General features: G+C 43.4%; 19 protein-coding genes. 11 read left to right on the top strand and 8 right to left on the bottom strand.

The window, feature by feature from the left end:
- Window positions 1-15: 15 nt before the first annotated feature.
- Both AB8613_RS03735 and AB8613_RS03730 read right to left on the bottom strand, forming a co-directional pair.
- Entirely contained in the window at window positions 16-777 is a 762-nt protein-coding gene (locus AB8613_RS03735) for a transporter substrate-binding domain-containing protein (RefSeq protein ID WP_048664198.1), read from the bottom strand.
- Between the two features lie 171 nt (window positions 778-948).
- The gene (locus AB8613_RS03730; RefSeq protein ID WP_285952843.1) at window positions 949-1,287 is read right to left on the bottom strand and encodes a hypothetical protein; all 339 of its coding nucleotides are present in this window, start codon (window positions 1,285-1,287) and stop codon (window positions 949-951) included.
- 247 nt (window positions 1,288-1,534) lie between these two features.
- Here AB8613_RS03730 and AB8613_RS03725 point away from each other — a divergent pair, with 247 nt between their 5' ends.
- The 5 genes from AB8613_RS03725 to AB8613_RS03705 all read left to right on the top strand — a co-directional run bounded on the left by AB8613_RS03725 (window position 1,535) and on the right by AB8613_RS03705 (window position 4,785).
- Complete coding sequence (locus tag AB8613_RS03725) at window positions 1,535-2,368, top strand: AraC family transcriptional regulator (protein WP_372384517.1); 834 nt, start codon at window positions 1,535-1,537, stop codon at window positions 2,366-2,368.
- A 145-nt stretch (window positions 2,369-2,513) separates the two neighbouring features.
- A complete protein-coding gene (locus AB8613_RS03720; RefSeq protein WP_285952844.1) occupies window positions 2,514-3,242 on the top strand; it encodes an AzlC family ABC transporter permease in 729 nt (242 codons plus the stop codon).
- Window positions 3,243-3,244: 2 nt separating this feature from the next.
- Entirely contained in the window at window positions 3,245-3,574 is a 330-nt protein-coding gene (locus tag AB8613_RS03715) for an AzlD domain-containing protein (RefSeq protein ID WP_372384516.1), read from the top strand.
- Between the two features lie 50 nt (window positions 3,575-3,624).
- Window positions 3,625-3,930: an NIPSNAP family protein gene (locus AB8613_RS03710; protein WP_146491757.1), complete on the top strand. Its 306-nt coding sequence runs from the start codon at window positions 3,625-3,627 to the stop codon at window positions 3,928-3,930.
- An 81-nt stretch (window positions 3,931-4,011) separates the two neighbouring features.
- Window positions 4,012-4,785, top strand: a complete 774-nt coding sequence (locus tag AB8613_RS03705) for a viroplasmin family protein (RefSeq protein ID WP_146491758.1) — start codon at window positions 4,012-4,014, stop codon at window positions 4,783-4,785.
- A gap of 192 nt (window positions 4,786-4,977) precedes the next feature.
- On the opposite strand, the gene AB8613_RS03700 is transcribed toward AB8613_RS03705, so the two are convergent.
- On the bottom strand, window positions 4,978-6,126 hold the full coding sequence (locus AB8613_RS03700; RefSeq protein ID WP_146491759.1) for a glycosyltransferase: 1,149 nt from the start codon (window positions 6,124-6,126) through the stop codon (window positions 4,978-4,980).
- 325 nt (window positions 6,127-6,451) lie between these two features.
- Between AB8613_RS03700 and AB8613_RS03695 the strand changes: the two genes are divergently transcribed.
- From AB8613_RS03695 to AB8613_RS03675, 5 genes are all read left to right on the top strand, one after another.
- Window positions 6,452-7,378 carry a glycosyltransferase family 2 protein gene (locus AB8613_RS03695; RefSeq protein ID WP_372384515.1) on the top strand — a complete coding sequence of 309 codons (927 nt, stop codon included), beginning with the start codon at window positions 6,452-6,454 and terminating at the stop codon, window positions 7,376-7,378.
- Window positions 7,379-7,394: 16 nt separating this feature from the next.
- Window positions 7,395-8,831 carry a lipopolysaccharide biosynthesis protein gene (locus AB8613_RS03690; RefSeq protein WP_285952846.1) on the top strand — a complete coding sequence of 479 codons (1,437 nt, stop codon included), beginning with the start codon at window positions 7,395-7,397 and terminating at the stop codon, window positions 8,829-8,831.
- Between the two features lie 113 nt (window positions 8,832-8,944).
- Complete coding sequence (locus AB8613_RS03685; protein ID WP_372384514.1) at window positions 8,945-9,298, top strand: hypothetical protein; 354 nt, start codon at window positions 8,945-8,947, stop codon at window positions 9,296-9,298.
- 109 nt (window positions 9,299-9,407) lie between these two features.
- The gene (locus AB8613_RS03680; protein WP_285952847.1) at window positions 9,408-10,022 is read left to right on the top strand and encodes a LysE family translocator; all 615 of its coding nucleotides are present in this window, start codon (window positions 9,408-9,410) and stop codon (window positions 10,020-10,022) included.
- Between the two features lie 48 nt (window positions 10,023-10,070).
- The gene (locus AB8613_RS03675) at window positions 10,071-10,505 is read left to right on the top strand and encodes an N-acetyltransferase (protein WP_146491764.1); all 435 of its coding nucleotides are present in this window, start codon (window positions 10,071-10,073) and stop codon (window positions 10,503-10,505) included.
- Between the two features lie 41 nt (window positions 10,506-10,546).
- Here the strand turns inward: AB8613_RS03675 and AB8613_RS03670 are convergent, their stop codons facing one another.
- The 4 genes from AB8613_RS03670 to AB8613_RS03655 all read right to left on the bottom strand — a co-directional run bounded on the left by AB8613_RS03670 (window position 10,547) and on the right by AB8613_RS03655 (window position 13,581).
- A complete protein-coding gene (locus AB8613_RS03670; RefSeq protein WP_372384513.1) occupies window positions 10,547-11,014 on the bottom strand; it encodes a DUF3429 domain-containing protein in 468 nt (155 codons plus the stop codon).
- Window positions 11,011-11,556: a glutathione peroxidase gene (locus tag AB8613_RS03665; RefSeq protein ID WP_372384512.1), complete on the bottom strand. Its 546-nt coding sequence runs from the start codon at window positions 11,554-11,556 to the stop codon at window positions 11,011-11,013. Before AB8613_RS03665 ends, AB8613_RS03670 begins: the two co-directional genes overlap by 4 nt.
- 94 nt (window positions 11,557-11,650) lie before the next feature.
- The gene (locus tag AB8613_RS03660) at window positions 11,651-12,973 is read right to left on the bottom strand and encodes an ABC1 kinase family protein (protein WP_372384511.1); all 1,323 of its coding nucleotides are present in this window, start codon (window positions 12,971-12,973) and stop codon (window positions 11,651-11,653) included.
- A 221-nt stretch (window positions 12,974-13,194) separates the two neighbouring features.
- Window positions 13,195-13,581 carry a thiol-disulfide oxidoreductase DCC family protein gene (locus tag AB8613_RS03655; RefSeq protein ID WP_146491768.1) on the bottom strand — a complete coding sequence of 129 codons (387 nt, stop codon included), beginning with the start codon at window positions 13,579-13,581 and terminating at the stop codon, window positions 13,195-13,197.
- A 396-nt stretch (window positions 13,582-13,977) separates the two neighbouring features.
- Here AB8613_RS03655 and AB8613_RS03650 point away from each other — a divergent pair, with 396 nt between their 5' ends.
- The gene (locus AB8613_RS03650) at window positions 13,978-15,768 is read left to right on the top strand and encodes a hypothetical protein (protein ID WP_372384510.1); all 1,791 of its coding nucleotides are present in this window, start codon (window positions 13,978-13,980) and stop codon (window positions 15,766-15,768) included.
- A 154-nt stretch (window positions 15,769-15,922) separates the two neighbouring features.
- Here AB8613_RS03650 and AB8613_RS03645 read toward each other — a convergent pair whose 3' ends face one another.
- Window positions 15,923-17,266: a sigma-54 interaction domain-containing protein gene (locus AB8613_RS03645; protein WP_372384509.1), complete on the bottom strand. Its 1,344-nt coding sequence runs from the start codon at window positions 17,264-17,266 to the stop codon at window positions 15,923-15,925.
- Window positions 17,267-17,388: the final 122 nt, after the last annotated feature.

The following is a 17,388-nucleotide window of genomic DNA, read 5'->3' as shown; positions in this document are numbered from 1 at the left end:
ATTCTGTGCGCTAGGCTATTCATAAATACTGTATGAGAAGTACTTGCTAGCAATCTTTTGGTGTTGACCGTTGTCGATCAGTCTTTGTATTCCACTATCGATAAGATTTTTGAGTTCATTGTCTTGTTTTCGTACCGCTACACCAATACCACGTCCGAACCATTTCTCTTCGGTGAATTTAGGGCCTGTAAAGTGATAGTCTTTACCTTGTTCTGTTTCAAGAAAACCCGCATTGAGCCCCATAGAGCCACCAAATACGGTATCGAGACGACCGTTGAGTAAATCGGTAAAGGCTTCGTCGAATGAGCTGTAACGCTTAATGTCTACATCTGGGTAAATCTCAGAAAGGTACTTATCGCCAATAGTTGCTCGCTGAACCCCAATAGTTAGGTCATTCAAGCTTTCGTCGCTCATATTGATCTCTCGATCTTTCTTCATCACAAAACGAGTAGGAACTTTGGCGTAGGGGATAGTGAAGTTAACTTTCTTTTCACGTTCTTCGGTAATTGTCATAGCCGCTATAATTGCATCGTTTTTACGGCTTAAAAGTGATGGGATAATACCGTCCCAATCAGTTTTTGAGATGATACATTTTACTTCTAATTCGATACACAAGGCGTTGGCTAAATCGACTTCAAACCCCTCTAATTCACCATCTTGCGTTGTCCAACTGAACGGTGGGTAAGCTCCTTCAACAGTAAAGCGAATTTGTTTCCAATCTTTTGCGTATGTGAACACAGAGAAAATACTGACGAATGCAACAAGTATCCATTTCATTGGTTATTTCCTTATAGTAATAAAGGATACCGATGATTAACTAATTGTTAACATTTATCAATGCGAATGCATATTGATGTGAGCAAAGGCATGCAGATCAATAAGTTTGCTCTGGTTTTATTTTTAGAAGCACTGCTAGCGTATTCAATGAGGATAAATTACGTATCTTTCTCAATTCGCAGGTAGCACAGTAGCAGGTGCCTCTTCCTCAGAAGCTTCTTTGTCTTCGACTTGTTCAGCTACCCAATCAATCGTCTTTGTTAAATAAAGCTTGTTGGTTTCGGTATCACACCAACTCTTTGATAATCCTCTTCGATTAAACTCACTACCAATTGCAGCCAGTGTTTGGTTACTTGGTCTACCGTAATACAAGGTGTCGCACAGTTGTAGGTTCGACATTGATTGTGGGTATGTATTAACGGGGGAGGAATTCATACTTAGTGCTTTCGACTGGTTGTGAGTACACCCAGTTAGGCTGAAGAAAAAGAGAAGGATTAGCGTGTTTTTCATAGTGTATCAGGTCTATTGCCGATGATTAGAAGACAGTATTGCCATGACTTCTTTACTAATTTGTCAATTTATTGCCAACTCGGGGCATACCTAGACTTTCCTCTCAGTTAGAAAGCAATATCGCGAGGGCCTAAAGCAACGATAAGAGCAGTATTAACAAACAAAAGCGCAATTTTGTACAAAAGTTGAAAGAGCCTATAGAGTAGACTGATAAGTCGCTCGATAATTAACAGGCTTGGGAATCGTTATGGAGAACAAGAAACGCTCTAAAGAAAAGGCCGAATATAAGATCACAGAAGAGTTCGGTGGCCTTGAAATCCTTAATGCTGAATACGAGAAGCAGAACTTCTCGCGCCATAGCCATGAGGGCTACACGCTTGGGGTTATTGAGCAAGGCGCTCAGCGTTTCTATCGAACGGGCGGACATCATATTGCACCACAAGATGCGATTATTCTCGTGAATGCCGATGAAGTTCATAGCGGGCACTCTGCCACAGAAGGCGGTTGGGCGTATCGAGCGATGTATCCACTCCCAGAGCAACTTGCCAAGATCACTCAAGAGTTAAACTTACCTAACTACGGTGCACCATACTTCCCAAGAGCGGTTGTAGAAGACCCTGAGCTCGCCAATCAATTGAGATTAGTCTTCAACATGATTGATGAGTCTGATAACCGCTTATTAAGAGAAACATTGATGTATGGGATGTTGGTTAAACTGATTAGCCGACACGGAAAATCGCCGCTTAACCCTCAACTCGACGGGAAAACTCAGCGCCAGCTTGTCTTGGTGAAAGAGTTCTTAGATGATTTTCCACAAGCCGATGTGTCCCTGGAGGAGCTATCTAAGCTAGCGGCTTTGAGCCCGTTTCATTTAGTGCGCTCCTTTCAAAAAGAGTTTGGTCTTCCGCCGCATGCGTATCAGATCCAATCTCGGTTAAGACTTTCTCGTAAGTTATTGAAACAAGGACATACTATTTCAGATACCGCTCAAGAGTGTGGCTTTCATGATCAAAGCCATTTTCATCGACACTTCAAAAAGGCTAATGGCTACACGCCGGGACAATACATCAAAATGCTCTAAACTTGCGTGGCTAAGGCATGGCTAACTTGTGTTAAGTGCGGCTAAGGTACGGTGAATTGGGGCATGAAATTGAGCAAGTTTGTACAATCGAACCGACTCAACTCCTCTTACATTGAATAGCCAATGTGAGAGAAAAAAGAATTATATGGATAGTGAAACAATGGATAGACGAACACAGTTATGGAAGGGCGTTTTAGCGGGAATGCCTTTGAGTATTGCGGTAATCCCTTGGGGAATTCTAGCCGGTTCATATGCGATAGATGCCGGATTGAATCAACTTCAAGCGCAAGCGATGTCGGCTATTTTGTTCGCAGGGTCGGCACAACTTGTTGCTGCAGGCATGTTCAAAGCGGGTATTGGCTTAGGTACTATGCTTCTGACCACACTGTTCATTACCTCAAGGCACTTTTTATACAGTGTATCGATGCGCGACAAAATCAGTCACCTTCCTGTGCGCTGGCGTCTATTACTTGGATTTTGGCTTACCGATGAGCTGTTTGCGATTTGCAGTGGGCAATCTCAGCAGGAATTTAATCGTTGGTACGCAGTTGGTGTCGGTGGGGTATTTTACTTTGTTTGGAATATTGCGAGCTTTGTTGGCATTGTCGCCGGTAGTCAAATTCCGTCACTCAACGAAATTGGGCTCGACTTCGCGGTTGCAGCAACCTTTATCGCTTTGGTTTTTCCATTAATCCGCACTCTACCCGTCGTGGTATGTGTGGTTGTTTCTCTGGTCACTTCGGTTGCCATGTCGGTTAACAATATTGAGGGTGGACTAATGATTGCAGCGATTGCCGGTATGTTAGCGGGCTTTTTCAGCGAATCGTTCCAAGAGCGAAGCAACGGTAACAAGACAATCGTAGAGGGGAAATAGAGATGATTTGGTTAACGATATTACTCATGACTGCGATTGTTTTCTTTAGTCGGTATCTGTTTTTAGAGCCTGCAATCCCGCTTCGGCTCAATCAAACCGCAAGACGCCTATTACGCTATTCAAGCCCAGCGGTACTGACAGCGATTTGGGGGCCCATTGTATTTGCTCCTGAACAAACATTTTGGCCAAGCCTTGAAAACCCATACTTGATAGGTGCGGTGGTGACTGGCTTCCTGATTTGGAAAACAGGCAATGTGCTGCTAACGATCGGCGTCAGCATGGCGGTGTTTTTGTTCTATAACCTCGTTGCGGTTGATTACCTTTTCTCTTGAGCTTCAATTTAGGTTTTATGTTTCTCCCATGATTTAAAGGCTATATAAATATGATTACTTGTTATGTTCGATATGTGATTGATCCTAAGAAGGTAAATGAGTTTGAGGCATACGCAAAAATGTGGATTCCTTTGGTCGCTAAATTTGGAGGCCAACACAATGGTTATTTCTTACCGTCGGAAGGGGCGAACAATATTGCCTTGGCGCTGTTTACCTTTGAAAGTTTGGCTGCTTATGAAGAGTATCGAATTAAGTCGCTGAGCGATGCTGAGTGTATTAAAGCGTTTGAATTTGCAGACGAAGTGGATTGCATCGTGAGTTATGAACGCAGTTTTTTTAGACCTGTTTTAGAGTGATAGACCTTGCAACGTATAGCGTGGTGGCATCTAATGTACTGATTCACTGTTTGTGTGTTTAGGTTTTGGTAAGGAGTTAGTTTGGCTAAGAAATATTATGTGGTTTGGAACGGTCGCACACCGGGTATTTTTACCACTTGGAACGAGTGTAAAGCGCAAGTTGATGGCTTTGCTGGTGCGAGATATAAATCGTTTCCAACACTAGGCGAGGCTGAGTCTGCTTTCGGTGGTAAAACGTCGTCTGCGTCAGGGTCTACGGCTACAAAGCCAAGCTCTACGGGTAAGTCGACGAAAGCAAAGGTGCCGCCTCTTTCAGAGCAGCAAATCACTGATATGCCTTTTGATATCAAGATCTTTACCGATGGTGCTTGTGAGCCAAACCCTGGTGAAGCAGGGACGGGGTTGGCGGTTTACCAAAACAACCAATTAACAGAATTGTGGTATGGCTTGTATCAGCCTGTTGGTACCAACAATACCGCCGAGTTACATGGCCTTAAACAGGCGTTTTTACTCGCAAAAGAGAAGTTAAACTCAGGTTTGTCTGTTGCGATTTATTGTGACTCTAAGTACTCGATAGATTGTATTACTAAGTGGGCAACTGGTTGGGAGAAAAAGGGCTGGACGAAGTCGGGCGGCGAGATCAAAAACCTCGATATTATTAAACCTGCCTATGCGCTCTACCAAGAACTGGCTTCAAAAATTACCATCTACCATGTGAATGGGCACGTTGGTATTGAAGGTAACGAATTGGCCGACAGAATGTCGATTGTGGCTATTTCATCGCAAGAGCAACAACTGACTCAATATCGTGATATCGAAGATATTGAATCTATTTTGGCACTGCGAGCTGGCTAGCTAGGCTTCTTAATGAAAAGCTAATAAAAGTTACTGAAAACCGAAGATCTCATAATTAGGTAGAAGATGCTAAATTGAGCGTTACATTTGAAGTTGATGTAGCGCTTTGCTTTTCTTGTGGAAGCTGGTGGTGCTTAGTTTCTTAAGTGTTAATTAGTTGCCTTAGTAGTAATTAGCTACTTTAGTTAGCTACTATTGAGCCGGGTCTTCTATCCAGCGAGATAATTGCTGAGCTTGTTTTATCGAATTAAAACTGTCCTTTACTCTTTGACGTGCCTTTAATCCCATTGACGTTTTATCATTGCTGCTCAACTGTGCAAAACGCTCAATCGCTTCTCTTAATTCCTCAACGTTCTTTTCGTTAACCACAAAACCGGTTTCAGGTGAGACGATCTCTTTGCATCCCATGATGTTGGTCGTAATGACGGGTGTGCCTACGGCCATCGCTTCTTTTAAAACGAGTGGTCCGGTATCCACACATCCTGTTTCAGAAAAGCAGAATGGTGCGATTAGGCTCTCATAGTTCGACAGTTTCTCTTTCACCCACTCGTTAGGTTTGGCGCCAAGAAAGGTCACGTTTCGAGTGAGCCCTTGCTCTTTTACCTGCAGTTTTAATTGTTGCTCTAAATCACCAGTACCGATGATATCAAGATGAATGTCAAGAGGTTGGGCTATCGGTGCTAATGCATCAATAAGGTGGTGGAGACCTTTTTGTTCAACTAACCGGCCAAGGAAAACAAAGCGAAGTTGTTTCGTTTCAGTTTTTGGATTGAGTTGGAATTGTTTGGTATTTACTCCGCAGTGTAGGAGCTTAACGTTTCCTTTCGCCATAGTATTGAAGTCCGCGAGCATGTCTTTGCAGACAGCGACCACAAAATCACTCGAAGAGATTTTCTGTTCAATATCATAAGCAAACTCGTAAACATCGTGGCCATGAGCGACAAACGAGCAAGTAATATTGAGAAGCTTTGCTGCTACGATAGCGTGAGCTGTGGTGTGCTGACAGAAATGTGCATGAACGTGTTCTACGTCTTTTTCTGCGAGTTGCAGTGCTAATTTGAATCCATAAGCGAACAGTGACTTTTTAGGCATACTGGTTTGCTTAGAAATAAATGAGATAGCTTTGAACAACCCTAGCCAGTTAATGTGGGTCACTTTACCCATCTGAACGTCTTTGCCAATTTCGACAATGTCGTAGTCAAATTGTTTTTCGCTGTTTTCAATTTTGAAGGTCATGACACAGACATCGTGTCCACAATCTTTCAAGGAGTCGACTTCTGTTTGAATGAAGGTCTCACTGAGTACAGGGTAGGTTGGCGCCACAAATGCTACTTTCTTCATTCCTTACTCCTCAAATCCATATGATTAAAGCGATTAAAGCGATCAAGCCAATGTAATAACCAATAAAGCAAGATACGAACCAAGATCTAATCGTAGCTTTGGCGGGCATTTCAATGGTTTTTTGAAGGCTACCCACCTAGAAGTGTCCCGTTTTCTCAAATTGATAGTCAAATTGAAGTTGTAGGTTTTTCGACCTGATGCGTTTTGTCGTCATTTTGGGAATGGACGCGTAGGTGGCTGATCTAGAAATGATTTTGTAGCTAGAAACTCTCGGCATAGAACATGCAACGTCAGCCATATAACGTATAAATCTGAGGGTGTCATTATGGCTAAAGTAAGTGTTGTTATTCCTACCTACAACTGCTTGGATTACCTGCCGAAAGCAATTGGCAGCGTACTAAAGCAGACTCATCAAGATGTTGAGCTCATTGTCATTGACGATAACAGTAACGATGGAACGTCTACGTATCTCGCGTCGATAGACGATGAACGCATTATTACCTTATCCACTTTGGGTGTTGGCGCACCTCAAGCAAGAAACCTTGGAATAGCGAAAGCAACGGGTAAATACATTGCTTTTCTAGATGCTGATGACTTCTGGCTACCCGAAAAACTCGAACACCAACTCGAATTTCACCAACGATCCCCAGGTCTTGCGATGAGCTTTACTAACTACGAACACCTTACTGAAGACTATCAAGTGATAGTTGATTGCTTTAGTTATTGGTCACAATTTCAAGATCAAGATGAAGCGTTTATCAATATTGAAAACCCGTTGGAGTTCATCATTGAAAACAATGTGATTGGAACATCGACGGTCATGGTGAAAGCAGATGTGTTTTCTCAAACAGACAGTTTCAATGCTGACATTAAGTATGGGGAAGATTGGGAACTGTGGCTTCGAATGAGTGAAAATCATCAGATTGGTGTATTGAACTCAGTGCAAGTAGGCTACTTGATGAGATCGAGTTCCGTTACCCAAACGGAAAGCCTTAAATTGAGAAATTTGCAGTCTATAGAAGCTATTCTCCAGCGTTACCAAAATGACAGTCAACGATGGGACCTACCAACTTCGAGTTTCAAAATCGCAAAAGCAAGAATTCTGGAAGGTTACGCTGACTATTATCGAGGCTTACAAAAAAACCGACTGGCCATCTCATACAGTATCCGTTCTTTAGTTTTGGCTCCTCAAAAACGAACGTTACGACATCTTCTTGGGGACTGTAAGAGTTTCCTAACTCCTGCATGGTAGGGAATAGGTGTCTCCTATGGGTTCACTAAAACAGTCCGCCTATTACGCCATCGGTATTGTGATGATGAAAGGGATCTCACTTGTGATGATCCCCTATATCACCCATAAAATGACGTTGGCTGAATACGGTTCATTAGAGGCCATCGTCTTGCTGGCTGATATAGGGACGATCCTATTTAGTTTCGGTATTGTTGAGGCAATGTATCGATATGTGGGGGTGGCTGAGGGTGAAGAAAAGAGAAAGCTTGTCTCCAACTGTTTCACTTTGAGTGTTTTAGTCTGCGTGTTAGGAGGTGCCTTAATAGCTCTTAGTATGCCGCTGTTGTTATTGATGTTGCCAGTCGAGTTCCAGCCTTATCAAATCCTACTGCTATTGATCCCTACCATGCTAGATGGTGCGATTTCTATCCCGCTAACATTGATGCGAATGAATGCGATGGCCAAACGTTTTTGCATGCTCAATGTATTGAAGGCGAGTGTGCAAGCAGCAATGACCTTTATCCTACTGGAAGCAGGCTATGGCATTGATGGTGTTCTGATATCTTCCGCGGTGTCGAGTGTGTTGTTGATGCTGTGTTTATTACGTTATCAATGGCAAGAGATGGGTACATTTGGCAGCCTCAAGTACTCTGCTAAGATTCTAAAATTTGGGTTACCCACGTTAGTCGGTGGTGCTTCGATATACATGATTACAGGGCTAGACCGTTGGGTGATGGCGAGTTTCGTCGGCGTTGAAGAGCTTGCGATTTATGCGGTCAGCGGTAAGTTTGCGTTGATTCTAGGCTTACTGTTGCAGCCTTATGCACTTTGGTGGTTTCCAAATCGTGTTGCTATGCTTCAACAATCCGGTGGTCATAAAGTGTGTGCGGAGAGAGCGTTAGTAGGCGTTAATCTGGCCATTGTTTTGGGCTGTTTGATGATCCTCACTGTACCTGGATTTATTGATTTGATTCTACCAAGTAGTTATCAGTACGCGGGGACTATCGTCGTGGCACTCTTGGCTATTGGTGTAATAAAGAGTGCAGGGGATTACCTTAATCTAGGCTGCTTTAGTGGTGACTCAAGTCAATCGCAAATGTGGATACAGGGTGGGTGTGCAGCCTTAGCAGCCATTGGTTATTTTGTTGTGACACCTATCTATGAAGTATGGGGAGTTGTGATGGTGCTCTGTGGCACTTACGCCGTGAGATTGTTACTGCTCTATATCGTGAGCCAAAAGATGGAATATTTACCTTATGATCACCGTAAATGGATGGTCGCGGTGAGCATCGGTCTACTTGCGATTATCAGTGACAGGCTCCTTGGTTGGGTGCTGGTTGATGTGCATGATTTTGTTTTAGGCAGTTTTGTTGCGATAGTGACGTTAGTTGCCTTCATTCGATACTCTATTATCCCTGTACCACAGGCGCTACTCGATAAGTTTATGTTAGGTAAGCATTCGCATGTGGGTTGAATTCGTGTCACCCAAAGTACAGCGGGTAATCGGCAATTAGACACACAATCATCCGCGATAATAAAACGCTGTTCATAATCGGTCGAATTAGATAGTATTTATAAATTCAGTGAATGCTAGCGATGGGAAGATATATGAATAAGTGGATGCTGCTCCTTTCTCTGTTTTCAGCTACCTCATACAGCTCCTTTGATTTTTCAAGTGAGGGTATTACTGCTCCTGACTTCAATTCTCCGGATTTCAAGCCGCCTGAAGTTTCTCAACAGGAACAGCACAATATCGTTTGTGAAAGCGTGGTCTGCAATTCAACGTCTGCACGCCAGTCGGTTTCTGTTGTTGGTGAAGTGCCTGATAGAGAGCTTAACCAAACCATTGAAACTCTTGCGAGTGCTATCTATATCATCGGTGAAATTGGTGTCGCGGAAAACTTGTCTACGCCAGAATATGAGAAGTTTTTTGAGAATTAGTTGAAAGGATACGACAGTAGGATTGGTACTGGTTTTAATAGCTGCTATAAAAGGTCGTATCTCATTTAATGATACGACAACCTTGGCGTATTGAGACTAGGAAATACCAATGGAAATATGGAAGTTGCTGCTGTTTATCCCCGCTTGTTTTGCGCTCAACATGACTCCGGGCCCTAACAATTTGTTATCAATGAACAACGCCCGTTGTTATGGATTTAAGGCCGCCTTTGTCGCTGGGTTAGGAAGAATCCTCGCTTTTTCTGGCATGATTGCTTTGGCTGCATCTGGCTTAGCGGTTGTGCTTTATACCTCTGAAACTCTGTTCTTCCTTATCAAACTATTTGGTGCGATGTATCTGTTGTGGATCGCGTTCAACCTATGGCGCTCACAAGCGAGCCCGGTCGAGGAAATCGAACGAAATAAGAATTGGTTTGGTCTGGTTAAACAAGAATTGGCACTTGCCGCTGGCAACCCTAAAGCGATACTTATCTTCACCGCATTTCTTCCTCAATTTGTTGATGTTTCTGCGAACGTAAATACTCAATTCTTTGCTTTAGGTAGTACGTTCCTTGTGTTAGAAATGTTCGCGATTTCCATCTATGCGGCATTTGGCTTATATCTACGAAATTGGTTTTCAAAACCTCAAATGGCCAAGCGCTTCAATAAAGCATGTTCTGTGTTTCTTGCCTTGTCTGGTGCGAATTTGTTGGTGAGCCGTCAGTAGCTCTCATTTTGTTTGTTTAGTTTATCGTTAATCTTTTAAGGCCTATGTATGAATGTTGTCTGTGCGGAAAAACAAGAACTGGCTGATATCTACCAGCTTGAACACGCTTTGTTTGGCGAGCACGCCTATCCGCTGTTTTTCTTTCGTCAGGCGTTTGATTGCTGGGGGAAGGGCTTGTTGGTGGCGAAACAAGCTTCGCAGGTTGCGGGCTATGTGTTAATGACACCAACCGATAAACAACAGGAGTATTGGGTTTTGTCATTGGCTGTTGATACGGCTTACCGAGGCATGGGGATTGGCAGAAAGCTAATGCAGCAGGCGATAGAAACCTTGCCACAAAAATCCAAGCTGTTGCTTACCGTTGACCCAAATAACAACTCGGCTTGTGAACTGTATTTGTCGATGGGTTTCGTGACTATCAAGGAAGAGAGTAATTATTTCGGTGACGATGAGCCTCGTCAGGTCATGCAGCTCATCGTCTAGTTCCCGCTTCATGTATCTGTTTAGATGTAAGCATCGCATGCTTAAGTTAGCATCACGATACCGTGCATCAGCACCACGCTGGACGTTAATCGGGTTCGCATATCAAAATAGCCATCGGGGCCTTCACTTTGGTTCTCTTCTCTCATAGACCTTTCCGCTCGCCAAACCGCAATGTAGCCAATGATAAGAAGGATAATGGTGAGAAACTCTTGCTGCTCACCTAGCAACACCGACAGCCAAGCTGTCAACACAATAACATTGCTTAGAATCAGAGCCTTGTTGCTGGATGGGCTTTCGAAATTTTCGATGCCATTTCCCCACAAAATACCTGACAAAAAACTCAATATGACCACGCTGTAGGTGATGAAGAGTGTTTCGCCGCTCAAGCTAAATAATTGGCTGTCGGTGAGTGATAACAGTAGGCCGAATAAAAAGGGGATTAAACCCAAATAACCAAGCTTGGCCATGGTGTTGCGTGTTTGAGTTGTCGCCATATAGTCCGCCCTCATAACTGTTGCTCTATTGCATTTTTGAGGGTACTACTGGTTGGCGATGTAGAACTCGGGAAAGTTGCAATCACTTTACCTTCTTTGCTGACCAAGAACTTGTAGAAATTCCATTTCGGTTTGATACCGGCTTGTTGTTGGATTTCGGAAAAGACTGGGTTTGCGTCAGGTCCAGACAGTGAAGCGCGCGCCATCATTGGAAAGGTGACGCCATAATCTAGGTAGCAGATTTTAGCGGATTGCTCCTCGCTTCCTCTGTCTTGGCGGAAATCATTACTTGGGAACCCAACAACCGTGAACCCTTGATCTTTATACGTTTGGTGAAGCTGCTCAAGTTGCTCAAATTGTGGTGTGAAGCCACATTGGCTGGCTGTGTTCACAACCAAAAGGGTTTTGCCTTGAAACTCTTCACACAGTTCTATCTCTTCGTTCGAATTCAACAAACGTTGTTTGCCGTTGAGTATCTCAGGGCAACTGGCTGCAAAAGCGATAGAGCTCGTTAGGCTTGTAATCAGGGCGGTGGAGCAAAGCAGTGAAGGTTTCATAGGTTTGGCTCATTTTAGTTGGCGTAACTGTTAGTACTCTTGCGCAGCGCGAAATGATCACTCTAATCATTAACCGTCACTATTTATGAACGAATCAAGTGTCATCGCAGATGAGATATGGAGCGACCAAACGACTTATGTTCACCCTTGCACCAAGGCGAGCGGCTAACAGATACATGCCACCGATTTTACGATGGAGGAATAGGGCATCTGTGGGTGGTGTGTGCCAATACTCTTGCTCCATGCTGAGTATGGTGCCAGCTTCACGAAGACGTTGTGCTAAACCACTTGCTTTGAAGTCGTAATCTTCGTCAACCAACATCGGCTCACAAGCCATTTTCACCAGGTTTAGAATCGCTTGGCGTTGTTCGGGGAGAATCGTCTCGCTAAAGAACCCTATTTGCTCTAACGCTTGGTTGAGTCCTTGCTCATCGTTGTTAATCACTGAAGAAAAGGCTAAGCGATAACCTTCGCTGAATCGGTCGCTGTATTCTCGAGTTGCTCCGAAATCTAATAAGCCAATTTGTCGGGTGTTTTCAACGTAAAGGTAGTTGGCGAAATTGGGATCGGTTTGCACCATCTTAAAGTCGAATAACTCTCTAAATAGGAGATCAAGCAAGCTGTGCATCACAAAGTCACGGGTGCTTTGGTCGTAACTTTCTATCTGTTCTATTGAGACGCCCTCAATGAAGTCCATGGCGAGCACGGATTCTGAAGAGACTTGCGGATGGATCTTAGGTACGACGAAGTGTGAGTGTTCTTTTAATGCATTGTGATAACGATTCGCATAGTCCGCCTCACGAGCATAGTCTGCTTCATCGTGGAGCTGTTTCTTTGCCTCTTCTAATAAGCCTTTGTAGTCGACCGATTTGGGTATCAACCCAACAATATTAAGCAATGTGCCCACGTTGTCCACATCACTGTCGATGCTTTTTCGAATGCCTGGATATTGGACTTTGATGGCAAGTTTGTCTCCAGAGTCGCTATACGCTTGGTGAACCTGACCGATGGACGCACTGGCGATAGGCTTAAAGTTGAAGGAGATAAACTCCACCTTCCAGTTCATTCCGAGCGAATTTTCTAACACTTGATTGAGCTGTTTGGCTGGCAGAGGGTCAGCGTCTGAACGTAGGCGAGCAAGAATGTTGGCTAACTCTGGTTCAAGAATATCACCCGCATCCATCGACAGCATTTGACCGAGTTTCATCGCTGCTCCACGCAGGTGCGCGAGCTGGTCGGTCAGGCGAGCAATGTTCTGTGGCGTTAACAGCAAGTCTTTTGCCTTGGGTCTGTTGCCTTGTGCGATTTGCTTGGTGCCTTCTGTTAGTACGTTACCTGCGACTCTTGTCGCCAACGAGGCGAACTTACTAAATCTAGAAAGTCGATGAGTGGGAAGATTTCTCTCTTTTGCCGACATAAAGTCTCTCTCTGGGAATCTGGGTTCACTACAAAGTTCTATCAATCATTACACAACGTTATGTTTTGTTGTGATAACTTGTCGCGTGGAACAGTAAACAGAATTAAAAGGACAAAGCATGAAATTTATTTGGTTGAAAGTGGCCGTTACTGTATTGGTGTTCGCAGCACTGTTTGGCATCGTTTACTACAAAGTCGCCAGCGGCATATCTTAACTCAATACTATTTGATGCAGCTGTTTCCGTTGCAACGCGACTTTCCGGTTAGCCAGAACGAAATTTTATATCGATTCTTGGCAAACCGTAGATAGCACCAATCTGCCACTGGCTTGAACATCGTCCAACGTAATGGGGCATACAGCCAACCTTTTCCTACTAGCTTCCACGCTTGGTAAGTCACGTCTAGACCGAGCAGCAGCTTTCCGTTTTCGTCCAGTGCATGCAAAATTGTATTGGCTGCCTCGGCATCTATTTGTGGGTAGTTTGAAAACGCTTCACTGTAGATATCGATGGTCTGGATCTGATTTTTGGAATCAGACTTAGTCAGCGCTGCCATCTCTTTTGCGCAAAGTGGGCAGGTTCCATCGTAAAATATCGTCAGTTGTGTCATTGTTTTTCCGCCTGTGGCTTAGTTAGAAGAACCTTCAGTTGCCCGCTAAATCGGCACCCTTCACACGCTTGTTATTCGATAAGCTTAAAGTGGCTACGCTATTGTACCTTTTAAAGATCACTCTCCTCGTATCAAAGCTCTAAATATGTCTGACTTAGACACTTTGTTCACCCTTTCAAGTTCTTGATTATTTGGTTAAATCTCGACTTTATGGACAAATGATAACAAAGCGTCCAATAAAGGTGTGCCTTCAATATATAAACATCAACCAAATCAATTAGTTGAACTTGGCTTGGAATATGCTCTATCGAACCTACGAATTGCTAAAGGATTTTCTCCAATTTGGGCAAGGCAGAAAACCCTAACAGCATAAGTATGAACAAATGGAGAGAGAACATGAAGGTTATAAATTATTTACTTAGTGTGCTTTTGTTGTTTAGTAGCCCCCAGTTGGCGTGGGCTACTGTTGATGTGATGGAACTTGATGGTAATGCGACCAGTGATAATAGTGGTATTGATTGGGACGATGTAAATGATCCCAATAGCATGGTTGGGATTGCAGAATTTTTCCAAAAAGACCGTAACGGTATCGACCAAATTTTTTGGAAGGGGGGATCAAAAGATGATTCCGACATTACGGATTGGGCGTTCCGTACTGCGTCACCACAACCAAAAGATGACTTTACTAATGCGTATGCTGCTGCCTTTGAAAGCGAAGGCGATTTGCTGATTTACTTTGGTGCAGACCGATATGCCAACAATGGTGATATGTACATTGGTTTCTGGTTCTTACAAGACCAAGTAGGATTACCAGATGGACAAACTAAGGGCGACTTTGTTGGGCAGCATGTCAATGGGGACATCCTTGTGCTGATTTCATTCCCACAAGCGAGCGGTGGTAACCCCTACATTGAAGTATTCCAATGGGATTTGAATAATGGTGATGTGACTGACAACATGACGAGAATTTTCCAAACTGACGGAGATCCTAAATCGAATGATTTTGTTGGTGCACGATGTGGCAGTGGCGCTGTCGGTGTCGAGAAGATATGTGCGATTTCAAATGATGATTCTATCGGGGCAATTGCTTTACCCAATGTACAAGGTTGGGATTATCTAGCTAAAACGGGTGAAACTACAACGATTCCAACAGAGAGCTTTGTGGAAGGTCGATTAAACTTGTCAGCTCTGTTAAGTGATGAGTTTGGTATTGAGGATATTCCTTGTTTCAGTAGCTTCTTAGTGGAGTCACGAGCTTCCCGTTCGATTGATGCATCTTTGGCTGACTTCGTTGTCGGCTCATTCAGTTTATGTAGTATCAGCATAGCGGCGACTTGTAACACAACCAGTTTTACGGTTGATGGCATGTTCAATATAGATTATACCGTGACGGTGACCAACACTGGTCCTGGTTCGTTAGGCACCAATGGTGATTATGACGTGGCCTTTTTATCGGAGTCACCAATCTTAGGTGCGCTTCCTGTGGTTGGGAACGGTGATGAAGTGTGGAGCGTCGGTGAGTCATTCTCATTCATGGGTAATTACTTGTCTGTAAATAACGGTGCCGTCGGCGTGATAGATGGTTCAGTGGATCTTGATGGGCTTATCGTGAATGCTCAAGCTCCTGTGGCTTACAATTGTCCGCCAATCGACTTGAGTCCAATGGTTGAGATTTCTAAGGTATGTAATAGCTTCTTAGAGGTTGATAGTGGTCAAGTTGTGCTTAAGAAAACCTATGATGTTGAAATATGTAATACCGGTGATATCCCATTGGCCATTGAATCGCTGGTGGATTCTAAGGATGACTCTTTGAGCCGTTCTGACTTACCTACCGAAGTCGTCAACAGCAGTTATTACCTCGACTTCGCTTTACCTTGTGATGATCTTGAGGATGTGACCACATGTGGTGCTGGTAATATGTGTAGTGCATTAAGTGCCGACCCTGAGCTGTTTGCTTGTAAGACGGGTGAAGGAGAGTGGATACCGAACTTTGGTGATGCGATTGGTCAAGTGTGTACGCAAGTAAGCAAAACCTATGCGCCAAATGTGTTACCAACTGGAGTAGACGGAATGCTATCTAATCAAGTTACAGCAACGTTTGACTCGCTGTTCTTGCAAGAAGCATTTATGGAAACATCGAACATTGCAACCTGTGATGTTTGTCCATTTACTGTTCCAGAGCCATAAGCACTTTCATTAATTGAGTACAACTAAACTTTAAAGCAGCCTAGTTCGTTAGGCTGCTTTATTAGTTATTTAGTTATTTAGTTATTTAGTTATTTAGTTATTTAGTTATTTAGTTATTTAGTTATTTAGTTATTTAGTTAGCTAGTTAGGCGACTTAAATTACTATCTGATGTTTTTTGATTAGCTTGTACAAGGTTGTCCGAGAAATAGACAACGCTTTAGCAGATTGGGAAATATTGTAGTGGTGTTGCTGAATCACTCGACGAACATTTTTTGAAGAAAGTCGAGTGTCACTCTCAGTGTCGGGTGACTCGTCTTTCAATTGAATCCCCATATGACGAGTAGAGAGGGCACTTGAATTAGAAAGAACAATCGCTCTTTTTATGCAGTTGAATAATTCTCGGACATTGCCCGGCCAATGGTACTGTTTCATTTGCTCAAGGGTGTCACTAGGCAGTTTGGTTTTGGATGCATATTTGTGCTTCAGCTCAAATCGAACCAAATCTTCTATGTCTTCTTTGTGATCATTGAGTGGCACTAAATCCAATGGAAGTACATTGATCCGGTGAAAGAGATCCTTTCGAAATTTACCCGCAGCAACGGCTTGTTCGATGTTGACGTTGGTGGCGAAAATCACACGGCAATCTACGGGCAATTGGTTGTTACTGCCTAATCGCTCTATCAAGTTATTTTCTAGAAAATGGAGTAAGTAGGTTTGCAGCGATAGTTCAAGGTCGCCGATCTCATCTAAAAATAGTGTGCCACCATTCGCTCTTTCTACATGTCCGACGTAGCGTTTGTTTGCTCCAGTGAACGAGCCTTTTTCAAAACCAAATAACTCGGAGTGAATCAGTGACTGTGGAATTGCGCCACAATTTACTGCGATAAAAGGTTTCTGGCTACGAGCTGAGGCTTCATGTATTAAACGTGCACATAGGCTTTTTCCTGTTCCTGTTTCCCCTTGAATCAGTACTGGAAAATCGTTGTTAGCGATCTTAGTTATTTTCTTTTTAAGTTGTTGGATGGTGCTGGATTGCCCCACCAATTGATATTCATGGCACGAGGAAGGCTTAGGTTTGTTTTGCTTGGTGTCTACCATGCCATATGCATGCCCTAAATTTCGACAAAGCCATTCTGTATCAATAGGTAGATGGTAATAATCCCAATAGGTTTGCTTAATGAGTGGTAAGTCGTGACTTGGTGGCAGGCTACAGATAGCGATTGCTTTTAAACTTGGAGAATGAGCCTTCAGTACTGAAATTTGCTCACATTGTTTGTCGATTGAAGATGATGTTAGACAGGAAACGACAATTGGTGCGCAGCAGTGGCTGCGGGAATTGAGCAAGTGAATGGCCTGCTCGCTAGTTTCTGCAATTTGAGCTTCCCATTTATGGAGACGCAGTTCCTCTACCCACTGTTTATGATGCAGGCATGCGGTGTTGCATAATAGAATCACAGAACGAGTTTTAGGCTCAGGTGATACTCTTTTTGATGACATTGTGCTCACTCTTCATGCTTCGACTCCATGATGAAACCTACAGTAAGCCCCCTAAATATCCCATAAGCTTAGAAGCAAAATTCAATTAATTCGAGTACACAAATCTGATGGCGTTTGGCTGA

The organism is Vibrio sp. BS-M-Sm-2, from assembly GCF_041504345.1.
In the GTDB taxonomy this organism is placed as follows: domain Bacteria; phylum Pseudomonadota; class Gammaproteobacteria; order Enterobacterales; family Vibrionaceae; genus Vibrio; species Vibrio satsumensis.
Note: the sequence above shows the minus strand (reverse complement) of the source record. Positions and strands in the feature narration are given on the sequence as shown.